This window comes from Pseudomonas orientalis (genome assembly GCF_022807995.1).
GTDB lineage: Bacteria > Pseudomonadota > Gammaproteobacteria > Pseudomonadales > Pseudomonadaceae > Aquipseudomonas > Aquipseudomonas orientalis_B.
This window is the reverse complement of the sequence record NZ_CP094351.1, coordinates 5,620,252-5,632,438: the sequence shown is the minus strand read 5'-3', so window position 1 is coordinate 5,632,438 and position 12,187 is coordinate 5,620,252. Positions and strand designations below refer to the sequence as shown.

12 protein-coding genes are annotated in these 12,187 nt (G+C 61.2%); 5 read left to right on the top strand and 7 right to left on the bottom strand.

Annotation, left to right across the window (positions count from 1 at the left end):
- Nucleotides 1–139 precede the first annotated feature (139 nt).
- Both dut and coaBC read right to left on the bottom strand, forming a co-directional pair.
- On the bottom strand, nt 140–595 hold the full coding sequence (gene dut / locus MRY17_RS25375) for a dUTP diphosphatase (RefSeq protein ID WP_065887079.1): 456 nt from the start codon (nt 593–595) through the stop codon (nt 140–142).
- A 5-nt stretch (nt 596–600) separates the two neighbouring features.
- On the bottom strand, nt 601–1,809 hold the full coding sequence (gene coaBC, locus MRY17_RS25370; protein ID WP_191956180.1) for a bifunctional phosphopantothenoylcysteine decarboxylase/phosphopantothenate--cysteine ligase CoaBC: 1,209 nt from the start codon (nt 1,807–1,809) through the stop codon (nt 601–603).
- 154 nt (nt 1,810–1,963) lie between these two features.
- Between coaBC and radC the strand changes: the two genes are divergently transcribed.
- Nucleotides 1,964–2,638, top strand: coding sequence for a RadC family protein (gene radC / locus MRY17_RS25365; RefSeq protein WP_181285842.1), 675 nt, complete (start codon nt 1,964–1,966; stop codon nt 2,636–2,638).
- Nucleotides 2,639–2,692: 54 nt separating this feature from the next.
- Here radC and MRY17_RS25360 read toward each other — a convergent pair whose 3' ends face one another.
- Nucleotides 2,693–4,285, bottom strand: a complete 1,593-nt coding sequence (locus tag MRY17_RS25360) for an ABC transporter substrate-binding protein (protein ID WP_191952507.1) — start codon at nt 4,283–4,285, stop codon at nt 2,693–2,695.
- A 458-nt stretch (nt 4,286–4,743) separates the two neighbouring features.
- On the opposite strand from MRY17_RS25360, the gene rpmB reads away from it, so the two are divergent.
- Both rpmB and rpmG read left to right on the top strand, forming a co-directional pair.
- Nucleotides 4,744–4,977, top strand: coding sequence for a 50S ribosomal protein L28 (gene rpmB / locus MRY17_RS25355; protein WP_003176907.1), 234 nt, complete (start codon nt 4,744–4,746; stop codon nt 4,975–4,977).
- Nucleotides 4,978–4,988: 11 nt separating this feature from the next.
- A complete protein-coding gene (gene rpmG / locus MRY17_RS25350; RefSeq protein ID WP_003176906.1) occupies nt 4,989–5,144 on the top strand; it encodes a 50S ribosomal protein L33 in 156 nt (51 codons plus the stop codon).
- A gap of 71 nt (nt 5,145–5,215) precedes the next feature.
- On the opposite strand, the gene MRY17_RS25345 is transcribed toward rpmG, so the two are convergent.
- On the bottom strand, nt 5,216–5,578 hold the full coding sequence (locus MRY17_RS25345; protein WP_191952508.1) for a cupin domain-containing protein: 363 nt from the start codon (nt 5,576–5,578) through the stop codon (nt 5,216–5,218).
- A 230-nt stretch (nt 5,579–5,808) separates the two neighbouring features.
- On the opposite strand from MRY17_RS25345, the gene MRY17_RS25340 reads away from it, so the two are divergent.
- Complete coding sequence (locus tag MRY17_RS25340; RefSeq protein WP_191952509.1) at nt 5,809–7,302, top strand: aldehyde dehydrogenase; 1,494 nt, start codon at nt 5,809–5,811, stop codon at nt 7,300–7,302.
- A gap of 121 nt (nt 7,303–7,423) precedes the next feature.
- Here the strand turns inward: MRY17_RS25340 and MRY17_RS25335 are convergent, their stop codons facing one another.
- Nucleotides 7,424–8,992: a phospholipase D family protein gene (locus MRY17_RS25335; RefSeq protein ID WP_181285845.1), complete on the bottom strand. Its 1,569-nt coding sequence runs from the start codon at nt 8,990–8,992 to the stop codon at nt 7,424–7,426.
- 62 nt (nt 8,993–9,054) lie between these two features.
- Entirely contained in the window at nt 9,055–10,479 is a 1,425-nt protein-coding gene (locus tag MRY17_RS25330) for a PLP-dependent aminotransferase family protein (protein WP_243353037.1), read from the bottom strand.
- A 166-nt stretch (nt 10,480–10,645) separates the two neighbouring features.
- On the opposite strand from MRY17_RS25330, the gene MRY17_RS25325 reads away from it, so the two are divergent.
- Nucleotides 10,646–10,870, top strand: a complete 225-nt coding sequence (locus MRY17_RS25325; RefSeq protein ID WP_181285846.1) for a DUF1127 domain-containing protein — start codon at nt 10,646–10,648, stop codon at nt 10,868–10,870.
- A 1-nt stretch (nt 10,871) separates the two neighbouring features.
- Here MRY17_RS25325 and MRY17_RS25320 read toward each other — a convergent pair whose 3' ends face one another.
- Nucleotides 10,872–12,164 carry an NAD(P)/FAD-dependent oxidoreductase gene (locus MRY17_RS25320; protein WP_181285847.1) on the bottom strand — a complete coding sequence of 431 codons (1,293 nt, stop codon included), beginning with the start codon at nt 12,162–12,164 and terminating at the stop codon, nt 10,872–10,874.
- Between the last annotated feature and the right edge of the window lie 23 nt (nt 12,165–12,187).

The window sequence follows — 12,187 nt, the reverse complement described above, 5'->3', positions numbered from 1 at the left end:
GTCGGTCCTGCGCGCATATCTGCGTAACTTATTGATTTTATTTAATAAAATCCGCTGATAATTTTCGCGCATTCTTCATCCTGAAAAACCTGGCGGTGGCGTCTGGCCGGGCAATCGCACCCGGCCCTGTTCAGCTTAGTCAGTGACTGCCGGAATGCCCGAAACCACCTGCGCCGCGCTGGGTTTCGTCGAATTCCTGCACCAGTTCGAACTGCGCTTGTACCACCGGCACCAGCACCAGTTGGGCGATGCGCTCGCCAACCGCGATGTTGAACGCGGTCTGGCCGCGGTTCCAGCACGACACCATCAATTCGCCCTGGTAGTCGGAGTCGATCAGGCCCACCAGATTGCCCAGCACGATGCCGTGTTTGTGGCCCAGGCCGGAGCGCGGCAGGATCAGGGCCGCCAGGCCAGGGTCGCCGACGTAGATCGACAGGCCGGTGGGGATCAGGATTGTCTGGCCTGGCTCCAGGACCGTGTCCTGCTGGAGCATGGCGCGCAGGTCCAGGCCCGCTGAACCTGGGGTGGCGTACGCCGGGAGCGGGAATTGGCTACCGATGCGTGGGTCGAGGATCTTGGCTTGCAAAGCGTGCATGGACATTAAACCTGGTTCAGCCGTTGGGCGATAAAAGAGATCAGTTGGCGGGCAATCTTGCCCTTGCTGGTCTGGGCGAAAACGGTGGCGTGCAACTCGCGGTCGATCACGCTGATGGCATTTTCCTCGCTGTTGAAGCCGATGCTCGGGTTGGCGACATCATTGGCGACGATCAGGTCGAGGTTTTTGTCTTTCAATTTGCGTGCGGCATAGTCCAGCAAATGTTCGGTCTCGGCAGCGAAACCGACGCTGAACGGACGGTCCGGACGCGTGGCGATGGTGGCCAGAATGTCCGGGTTGCGCACCATTTGCAGGAGCAGGCCATCGCCGCTTGTAGGGTCTTTCTTGAGCTTTTGCGGTGCGACGACTTCCGGCCGGTAGTCCGCAACCGCTGCCGAGGCGATGAACAGGTCGCACGGAATAGCCGCCTCACAGGCCGCCAGCATGTCGCGGGCGCTGACTACGTCGATTCGGGTCACACGATCGGGCGTCGGCAAATGCACCGGGCCGGTGATCAGGGTCACGCGTGCGCCTGCCTCAACCGCGGCTTCAGCCAGGGCAAAGCCCATTTTTCCTGAGCTATGGTTGGTTATGTAGCGCACCGGGTCGATGTTTTCCTGGGTCGGGCCAGCGGTGATCAGTACGTGTTTGCCGGTCAGGGCCAGGTGCTGGAAGCACTCGGCGGCACACAGCGTCAGGTCGGTGGCTTCGAGCATGCGGCCCATGCCAACGTCGCCACAGGCCTGGCTACCGGACGCCGGGCCGAAGACCTTGAGGCCACGGCTTTGCAGGAGTTGGGTGTTGGCCTGGGTGGCCGGGTCGCGCCACATGGCCTGGTTCATCGCCGGGGCGATGGCGACGGTGGCGTCGGTGGCCAGTACCAGGGTGGTCAGCAGATCATCGGCGATGCCCTGGGCCAGGCGCGCGATCAGGTCGGCGGTGGCCGGCGCGATGAGCACCAGGTCGGCCCATTTGGCCAGTTCGATATGGCCCATCGCAGCTTCGGCCGCCGGGTCCAGCAGGTCCAGGTGAACCGGGTGGCCGGACAAGGCCTGCATGGTCAGCGGGGTGATGAACTCACTGCCACCACGGGTCATGACCACACGCACTTCGGCGCCCTGATCCAGGAGCCTGCGAACCAGCTCCGCGCTCTTGTAGGCGGCAATGCCGCCGCCGACGCCGAGAACGATGCGTTTCCGATACAGACGCTGCATTGGTTTGCCTTTCCAGTTCAGTGAAGCCAGTTCAGTGACGCCTGCGATAACTCCTCCCCAGGTGAAATCGCAGGCAAAAAAGAGGGCCTACGATAACACAGCGACCGCTCGGCAACAGCGGCGCATACGGCATACATCAAGGGAAGGAGGTGGGATGAGTATTCGCGATTGGCCTGCTACCGAGCGGCCACGAGAGAAGCTTTTGGAGTGGGGTGCGGCCAGTCTGTCCGATGCCGAATTACTGGCGATCTTCCTGCGCACCGGGGTATCCGGCAGAAGCGCCGTGGACCTGGCGCGCCATTTGTTGGCCCAATTTGGTGGCCTGCGTCCGCTGCTGGAGGCGAGCCAGGCGCTGTTCAATCAGCAGTTGGGCCTGGGGCCGGCCAAGTTTGCCCAATTGCAGGCGGTGCTGGAAATGTCCCGGCGCCACATGGCCGAGCGCTTGCGCAACGATTCGGTGCTGGAAAGCCCGCTGGCCGTGCGCGAATACCTCAAGGCGCTGCTGCGTCACGAGTCTCACGAGGTGTTTGGCTGCCTGTTTCTCGACTCCAGGCATCGGGTGCTGGGTTTCGAGGCGCTTTGCGAAGGCACCATCGATACCGCTCTGGTCTATCCCCGGCAGGTGGTCAAGCGCGCACTGGCGTACAACGCGGCAGCGTTGATCCTGTGCCACAACCACCCTTCGGGAAGCGTGGATCCAAGTCCCGCTGATCGAAAACTGACCAAAATTCTACAGAAGGCCTTGGAAATGGTGGACGTACGGGTGCTGGATCACATCATCGTGGGCGATGGTGATCCGTTGTCGATGGCGGAATACGGATGGATGTAGGCGGGCAGCAGCAGGTTCAAGCTGCAAGCCTCAAGCGGGCTCGCAGCTTGCAGCTCAAGGTTTGACGCTGACTTTGGAATAATCCTGCCGGCCAAACGGGCTCACCTGGTAGCCCCCGACATTTTTGCGCGTCAGGGCGAACGCAGTGGGGTGTGCCAAGGGCAGCCACAGGGCCTGTTGCTGGATCTGCGTCTGGGCCTGCTGGTAGAGCTTGCTGCGCACGCCTTGTTCGCTGGTGGTCTTGCCGGCGCTGATCAGCTTGTCCAGCGCAGGGTCGCAGTAGCGGGCGAAGTTGGTACCGGATTTGACGGCTGCGCAGGAAAATTGCGGGGTCAGGAAGTTATCCGGGTCGCCATTGTCACCGGCCCAGCCCATGAAGAGCAGGTCGTGTTCGCCGGCTTTGGCGCGGCGAATCAACTCGCCCCACTCAATCACGCGGATGTCGGCCTGAATGCCTACCTTGGCCAGATCGGCCTGCAGCAGTTGAGCGCCAAGATTCGGGTTGGGGTTCAGCAGGCTGCCAGTAGGACGGGTCCAGATGGTGGTTTTGAAGCCGTCCTTGAGGCCGGCGCGGTTCAGCAGCGCCTTGGCTTTGGCGAGGTCTTGTGGATAACCCGGCAAGTCCCTGGCATAGCTCCAGGTATTGGGTGGATAAACGCCACTGGCCGCTTCGGCGGTGCCTTCGAATACGGCCTTCAGATAGCTGCCTTTGTCGAAGGCCAGGTTGATCGCCTGGCGCACTTCGGGCTTGTCCAGTGGCGGGTGCTGGCTGTTGATGGCAACGAAGGCGGTCATGAAGGCGGCGGTTTTTTCCACCTTCAGGGCCGGGTCTTTTTCTGCCTCGCCCACATCCAGGGGCTTGGGCGACAGGGCGATCTGGCATTCATCGCGATGCAGTTTCTGCAGGCGCACATTGGCATCGGGCGTGATGGCGAAGATCAGGTTATCCACAGTCGGTTTGCCGGCGAAGTAGTCCGGGTTGGCCTTGTAGCGCACCACCGCATCTTTCTGGAAGCGCACGAAAACGAACGGTCCGGTGCCAATGGGCTGGCTGTTGAGCTTCTCCGGGGTGCCGGCCTTGAGCAGTTTGTCGGCATATTCGGCCGGGTAGATCGAGGCAAAACCCATGCTCAATGCTGCAAGAAACGTGGAATCGGCGTGATCCAGGGTGAAGCGCACGGTCAGCGGGTCAAGGGCATCGATCTTCTTGATAAGCGCCGGCAATTGCAGGGATTGGGCGTGGGGAAAGCCGCTCTGGGCGATCTTGTGCCACGGGTTGGCCGGGTCGAGCATGCGTTCGAAGCTGAAGCGCACGTCTTCGGCCGTCAGGGTGCGACTTGGAGAGAAATACTCGGTGCGATGGAATTTCACGTTCGGGTGCAATTTGAAGGTGTAGGTCAGGCCGTCCGCAGAGACGTCCCAGCTGTCTGCCAGGCTCGGCACCAGCTTGCCGGCGGTTGCGTCGTAGTCCACCAGGCGGTTCATCAGCACGTCCGCCGAAGCATTGGTGGTGGTCAACGAGTTGTATTGCACCACGTCGAACCCTTCGGGGCTGGCCTCGGTGCAAATGCTCAAGTTGGTGGCGGCAACGGCCATCGGCGCAATAAAAAGGGGGGCTAGCAACAGCGGTAGGGCAGCGAGGCGCATATTCGGTTTCCTGTGCAGATCGAAGGCCCATCTGCGAGTGCAGTCTGGAAAAAGCCTACCGTAGAGGTCTGATTGGTAAATGACTAGTCCATTTTTGCCTGTGCTTTTAGCCAAAATGCTGTTTTGATGGCGCCTCAGCGCGTTTCAACAGGCAGGTACGAGTACTTGCAGGCGCTGAAAATCATTCTGTGCGACGAGCGGTCGGCTGTTACAGCGGCCCCTCCTGGCAACGGTTCAGGCGCCAATAGCCGAGATTTGCCCAGGTAAAAACACACTCGCTGTTGTTGCACCTGGGTCTTTCTGGTATAAAGCAGCGCTCTTTTCTAGGGGCCCGGTTCCTTCGCTTGTAGGTGTAGCCGGTAAGACCCTAAAGAAACGCGGCGCCTGGCGCCAAATGACTGAGAGATTAAGCGGCCAACCCATGCCGGGTTGGGCATGTGGTTTTAGAGGGCTGAGGCATGTCGAGAGTCTGTCAAGTTACCGGTAAGGGTCCGGTGACTGGGAATAACATTTCCCACGCAAATAACAAAACCCGTCGTCGTTTCCTGCCGAACCTGCAGCATCACCGCTTCTGGGTTGAAGAAGAGAAACGTTTTGTTCGCCTGCGTGTATCTGCCAAAGGCATGCGTATCATCGACAAGCGTGGCATCACTGTCGTGCTGGCCGAAATCCGCGCCGCCGGCAAGATCTAAGGAGCTCTATCATGCGTGAATTGATTCGAATGATCTCTAGCGCCGGTACTGGTCACTTCTACACTACCGACAAGAACAAGCGTACTACCCCGGACAAGCTCGAAAAGAAAATGTTCGACCCGCGCGTTCGCAAGCACGTGATCTACAAAGAAGGCAAAATCAAGTAATTGATTTTCTTCCTTGTGAAAAAAAGCCCGTATCTCACGATACGGGCTTTTTTTTGCCTGGGATTCGCTGATCAGGCTTTCTGCTCGAACAGCACGTAGATCTTGCGGCATGCTTCCAGCACTTCCCAGGTGCCGCTGAAGCCGGCGGGGATCACAAAGCGGTCGCCGGCGCGCAACGTTTTGGCATTCCCTTGGGCATCGCGCAGTACGGAAACCCCCTGCACGATCTCGCAGTATTCATGCTCGGTGTAATTGACTGTCCACTGCCCGACTTCGCCTTCCCAGACGCCCGCGTTCATTTGTCCGCATGGGCTGTTGTAGTGGTTGTAGATCGTCTGTTCGGGATCGCCCTTGAGGATTTTCTCGGCGGCAGGGCGATAGCGGTCGGGGGCGGTGTTGGCTTGGCTGAAATCGACGATGTCCTGGATGCTCATGTGCTTGTCCCGTCTGGCCTGCGGTTGGGGAGCCCAAAGTCTATGTTTATTAAAATGAACATCGCAAGGGCGTTTACCGCCGTTATGTCAAATATATTGAAACATCCCCAGCCGCTGGTTTAGGGTGGCAGTTGCCTTGCGCCGAACAGATGGCTGGCGGGCAAGAATTCTTTGAGGCTGCCGGGGGTACATCCACCTGGCCCTCTATTCAATAAGAGGAGGACACTCGCATGACCACCCTGACCCGTGCCGACTGGGAACAACGCGCCAAGGACCTGAAGATTGAAGGCCGCGCTTACATCAATGGCGAATACACCGCCGCCGTTTCCGGTGATACGTTCGAATGCATCAGCCCGGTCGATGGCCGTCTGCTCGCCACCGTGGCCAGCTGTGACGCCGCCGACGCCCAGCGCGCCGTGGAAAACGCCCGCGCCACTTTCAATTCCGGGGTCTGGTCGCGCCTGGCACCGGCCAAGCGCAAGTCGGTGATGATCCGTTTCGCCGCGCTGCTCAAGGCCAATGCCGAGGAGCTGGCGCTGCTGGAAACCCTGGACATGGGCAAGCCGATCAGCGACTCCCTGAACATCGACGTACCCGGCGCGGCAAATGCCCTGAGCTGGAGCGGCGAGGCCATCGACAAGATCTACGATGAAGTGGCGGCCACGCCCCATGACCAACTGGGTCTGGTGACCCGTGAGCCCGTCGGTGTGGTCGGTGCGATCGTACCGTGGAACTTCCCGCTGATGATGGCCTGCTGGAAACTCGGCCCGGCGCTGTCGACCGGTAACTCGGTGATTCTCAAGCCGTCCGAAAAGTCTCCGCTGACCGCCATCCGCGTCGCCGCCCTGGCCGTTGAGGCCGGCATTCCAAAAGGCGTGTTCAACGTACTGCCGGGCTACGGCCACACCGTGGGTAACGCGCTGGCGCTGCACATGGACGTGGATACCCTGGTCTTTACCGGTTCCACTAAAATCGCCAAGCAGCTGTTGATCCGCTCCGGCGAATCGAACATGAAGCGCGTGTGGCTGGAAGCCGGCGGCAAGAGCCCGAACATCGTGTTTGCCGATGCGCCAAATCTGCAAGCCGCCGCCGAATCCGCCGCCAGCGCCATTGCCTTCAACCAGGGCGAAGTCTGCACCGCCGGTTCGCGCCTGTTGGTGGAGCGTTCGATCAAGGACACCTTCCTGCCGCTGGTGATCGAAGCCCTCAAGGGTTGGAAACCCGGTAACCCGCTGGACCCCGCCACCAACGTGGGTGCGCTGGTGGACACCCAGCAGATGAACAACGTGCTGTCGTACATCGAAGCCGGTCATGCCGATGGCGCCAAGCTGGTCGCCGGGGGCAAGCGCACGCTGGAAGAAACCGGTGGTACTTACGTCGAACCGACCATTTTCGACGGTGTGACCAACGCCATGAAAATTGCCCAGGAAGAAATCTTTGGCCCGGTTCTGTCGGTGATCACGTTCGACAGCGCCGAAGAAGCCATCGCCATCGCCAACGACACCCAATATGGCCTGGCCGCGGCGGTGTGGACGGCGGACATTTCCAAGGCGCACCTGACGGCCAAGGCCCTGCGTGCCGGTAGTGTGTGGGTCAACCAGTACGACGGCGGCGACATGACCGCTCCGTTCGGTGGCTTCAAACAGTCGGGTAACGGTCGCGATAAATCGCTGCACGCGTTCGACAAATACACCGAGCTGAAGGCGACCTGGATCAAGCTCTAACTCTGCTGGAAATAGTGCAGGGGCAAATGTGGGAGGGGGCTTGCTCCCGATAGCTTAGTGTCAGTGGCTGCATCGGGTGACTGACACACCGCAATCGGGGGCAAGCCCCCTCCCACATGGGTTAGAGCATGCGCTCCAGGCCGACGCTGGTCGCGAACCAGGCATTGAACCGTCGCCACCAACTGCCGGGCTCCCGGGTCAGGGTGTGCAACTGGCCGTTATCTTCGGTCTCCCACACGATCTGCCCGTCCTGCAATTTCGCCTCGTAGCTCAGCGCCGGCGCCATCCCTTGCAACGCCAGGTTGCGTACGTGTTCCGCCAGTTCCGGGCTGTCCACCAGCACGCCGACTTCAGTGTTCCACAGCACGGAGCGCGGATCGAAATTGAACGAACCGATAAACGACTTTTCCCGGTCAAAAATCATCGCCTTGCTGTGCAGGCTGGAGTCGGAGCCGCGAAAACTGCCGCGACGAAACAGGTGCGGCCCGCCGCTTGCACTGGGGTCGCCGGGCTGTCGACGCAGCTCATAGAGCTTTACGCCATGCTCGAGCAGCGCCTTGCGGTAGGGTGCGTAGCCGCCATGCACGGCGGGTACATCCGTAGCTTCGAGGGAATTGGTCAGCAGATTCACCGACACGCCCGCATCGGCGCGGCCCGTCAGGTACACCAACCCGGGCGGGCCGGGTACAAAGTACGCTGAAATCATGATCAGCTCACGGCTGACACCTTCCAGCTCCGGCGCCAGCTGCGTGGTGAGCAGCAATTGCGGGTCCGGGTCGGCCTTGGCCAGCACCTTGCTCGGGGCATCCCACAGCGCCTGGTTCCAGGCCCAGATCAACTCGCGACGCCAGATATCCATGCGCGGCTGGGTCTGGTAGGTGCGCAGGCGGTTATACAGGGCGTGGTTTTGCTGGCGCGATTGGGCCAGCGAGGTCTCCAGGCGCCCACGTGCGACAGCGAGGTCGACCTTGGAGGGCATGTCCGAGACAAACTCATCGATAGGCTTGCTCAGCGCGCTGTTCCAGTACTGATCGAAACTGTGGCCCAGCTGCTCGGCCACCGGCCCGACGCTGAGCATGTCGATATCGGTGAAATTCAGGTTGGGTTCGGCATCGAAATACTCATCTCCCAGGTTGCGTCCACCCACGATCGCCACGCTGTTGTCAGCCAGCCACAGTTTGTTATGCATGCGCCGGTGTTGCAGCGACAGGTTGAACAGGCGCCCCATGGCGCGGGTCACCCCCGTGCTGCGCCCCAGGTGCAGCGGGTTGAACAGGCGAATGTCGATGTTGGGATGGGCGGCAAGCGTCGCGATGATCTGGTCGAGCCCGTCGCTGGTGGTGTCGTCCAGCAGGATGCGCACCCGCACGCCGCGGTCGGCGGCCTTGAGCAGTTCGCCCACGAGCATGCGCGTGCTGATGCCGTCGTGCACGATGTAGTACTGCAGGTCCAGGCTGGTCTGGGCGTTGCGGATCAGTTCGGCGCGGGCCATGAAGGCTTCGCTGCTGTTGGGCAGCAGACGAAAGCCCGAGCGGCCCTGATACGCCGCCGCCTGGGCCTGGATCGAACGGCCGAAGGAGGACTGTGCCGCCGGCAGCGCATCACTGGGCACGCGCGGTGTGTAGGCCGTCGCGCAGCCACCCAGTGCCAGCGCTCCCATCAGGACAAGCGGTAAAAGCCGTTGAATCATCAAGGAAGCGGCATCCAGGTCAGGGCGGTTGTCGGCATATGACGGCAATTGCTCGGAAAAGGTCAGTCCGCCGTTTCGGCCAGCAGGGCGTGCGCAGCGGTACCGACCTTGCGCACCGCCTCCTCGATCTGCGGCGTCGATTTGGCAGCGTAGTTCATGCGCAGGCAATTACGGTACTTGCCGGAGGCAGAAAAGATGCTGCCTACCGCCACCTGCACGCCTTGTTCCATCAGGGCGCGGTTGAGCTTGAGCGCATCGAAGCCCTCCGGCAATTCTATCCACAGCATAAAACTGCCCTGGGGCCGGCTGGCGCGCGTACCGGCGGGGAAGTAGCGGCTGACCCAGTCGAGCATCAGGTCGCGGTTACGCTGATATTGCGTGCGCATCCGGCGCAAATGCGGTTCGAAATGGCCACCTTTGAGAAATTCTGCGATTGCGATCTGCGGCTGGGTGGCGGTCGAGCCGGTGCTGATGTATTTCATGTGCAGCACCCGGTCCAGGTAGCGACCCGGCGCGACCCAGCCAATGCGCAGGCCGGGCGCCAGGGTTTTTGAAAATGAACTGCACAGCAGCACCCGGCCGTCTTCGTCGAAGGATTTGATCGTGCGCGGGCGCGGGTAGCTGTAGGCCAGTTCGCCATACACATCGTCCTCGATGATCGCCACGTCGAAGCGCTGGGCCAGGGTCAGCAGTGCGCGTTTGCGCGCCTCCGGCATGATGTAGCCCAATGGGTTGTTGCAGTTGGGGGTGAGCTGGATGACTTTGATCGGCCACTGTTCCAGCGCCAGTTCCAGGGCTTCAAGGCTGATGCCGGTGATCGGGTCGGTAGGGATTTCCAGGGCTTTCATGCCCAGACCCTTGAGGGTCTGCATGGCGCCGTGGAAACTTGGCGAGTCCACTGCAACGATATCGCCGGGCTCGCAAATGGCGCGGATACTGGCGGACAAGGCTTCGTGGCAGCCGGTGGTGATAACAATGTCTTCGGCTGTCAGTTGGCAACCGGAATCCAATGACAGTCGCGCAATCTGCTCGCGCAATTCCATACAGCCAAGGATGTTGTCGTAATACAGCCCCGGCAGATCCTGGCGGCGGCTGACGCGGGCAAGGCTGCGAAGCAATGGCTTGAGCGTGGGCGACAACACGTCCGGCATGCCACGACCCAGCTGTATGGTGCCCTTGCGCGGCACTGCACGAATCAATTCCAGCACCTGATCCCACTGCGAAATTTCCACCGGTCGCTGGGCCGGGCGACCCACCTCGGGCAGCGCCGGCAGTTCACGCCCTGGCGGCACAAAATAGCCGGACTTGGGCTTGGGCATCGCCAGGCCGTTGTCTTCCAGCAATCGATAGGCTTGCTGCACCGTGCTCAGGCTGACCCCGTGCTCCACACTCAATGCGCGTACGGAAGGCAGGCGGTCGCCGGGGCGATAAAAACCCTGTTCGATGCGTGTGCCCAGCAATTCGGCGAGGTTGACGTAAAGGGTCACAGCGGTCACTCCCAGGGGACCAGTACAGATAGCATGAAAATACAGGATTCAGCCGCACATAGGCAGTGTCTGTATGGATTTAATAAAGATAGGTTGAATCTGTATTGGGTTTGCTCGCGCGCTCATTCTAGTCACTCAAGGCGGCAAGCTAACGAGGGACGGCAAAATGAATGGCATGAGCGATGTGCGGCTGGCGTTACACAGCCAGGAACTGGAAGCAGGGGAGGAGCGGGCGCCATCTGTGCCTGGGGATAACCGCTGGAGCCTGTTCTGGCGCCGGCGTCATACACGCAAGGTCCTACTGACGCTGACGCGCGAGCAATTGCGCGACGTGGGGCTGACGGCGGAACAGGCGCGCCATGAAGGCTTGAAGCCTTTCTGGCGCGATTGATTCAGACCAGTTCCTTGAGGCGGTGCCAGAGCATCCCAAGGGCCAGCAGCGGCGAGCGCAGGTGTTTGCCGCCAGGGAAGGTCATGTGCGGCACCTGGGCGAACAGATCGAAGCGCCCTTGTTGCTGGCCGCTGATGGCTTCGGCCAGCAACCGGCCCGCCAGGTGCGTAGCGTTGAGGCCATGGCCTGCATACGCCTGGGCGTAATACACATTGGGGTGCTCCGCCAGGCGTCCGATCTGCGGCAACCGGTTGGCGCCGATGCCGATCATGCCGCCCCACTGGAAGTCGATCTTCACATTGGTCAGTTGCGGGAACACTTGCAGCATCTTTGGCCGCATATAGGCGCCAATGTCGCTCGGGTCACGCCCGGAATAGTGGCAGGCGCCGCCGAACAGCAGGCGGCGATCGGCGGACAGGCGGAAATAGTCCACCGTTACCCGCTGGTCGCACACCGCCATGTTCTGCGGCAACAGGCTGGCGGCTTGCGCTTCACTCAGGGGTTCGGTGGCGATGATGTAGCTGCCGGCGGGCAATATCTTGCCACTCAAGTGCGGGTTGAGGCCGTTAAGGTAGGCGTTGCAGGCCAGCACCAGGGTTGTTGCATGTACCTGGCCCTGAGCGGTGTGCACCTTGACCTGCGTGCCGTAGTCGATGCGCGTCACTTCAGACTGCTCAAATAATTGCACGCCCAACTGTCGCGCAGCGCCAGCTTCGCCCAGGGCCAGGTTCAGCGGATGCAAATGCCCGGAGCCCATGTCGATCATGCCACCCACATAGCGGTCGGAGCCGATCACGCTGGCCATCTCGCTGGCTTGCAGCAGGCGCACTTGATGGCGATAACCCAGGCTGCGCAGCTCTTCGGCGTCTTCTGCGAGGCCCTGCAGGTCGCGGGGCTTGTTGGCGAGGTCGCAGTAGCCCCAGGTCAGGTCGCAGGGGATCTGAAAGCGCTCGACACGCTCGCGCACGATCTCCACGGCTTCAAGGCCCATCAGTTTCATCTGGCGCACGCCGTCGGTGCCGATCACCTTGGCGAACTGGTCAAGGCCATGACCGACGCCGCGAATCAGCTGCCCTCCGTTACGCCCGCTGGCGCCCCAGCCGATTTTGCGGGCTTCCAGCAGCACCACGCTGAAGCCGCGCTCGGCCAGCTCCAGGGCGGTATTGAGCCCTGAATACCCTCCGCCAATCACGCAGACATCGGCGCGCACCTCACCCAGCAACGCCGGGTAATCGGGGTGCGGCACGCTGCTGGCGGCGTAGTAGGACGCGGTGTGCCGAGCGCTGGCAGTCATGGGGGCTCCCTGTTTGGAAAATT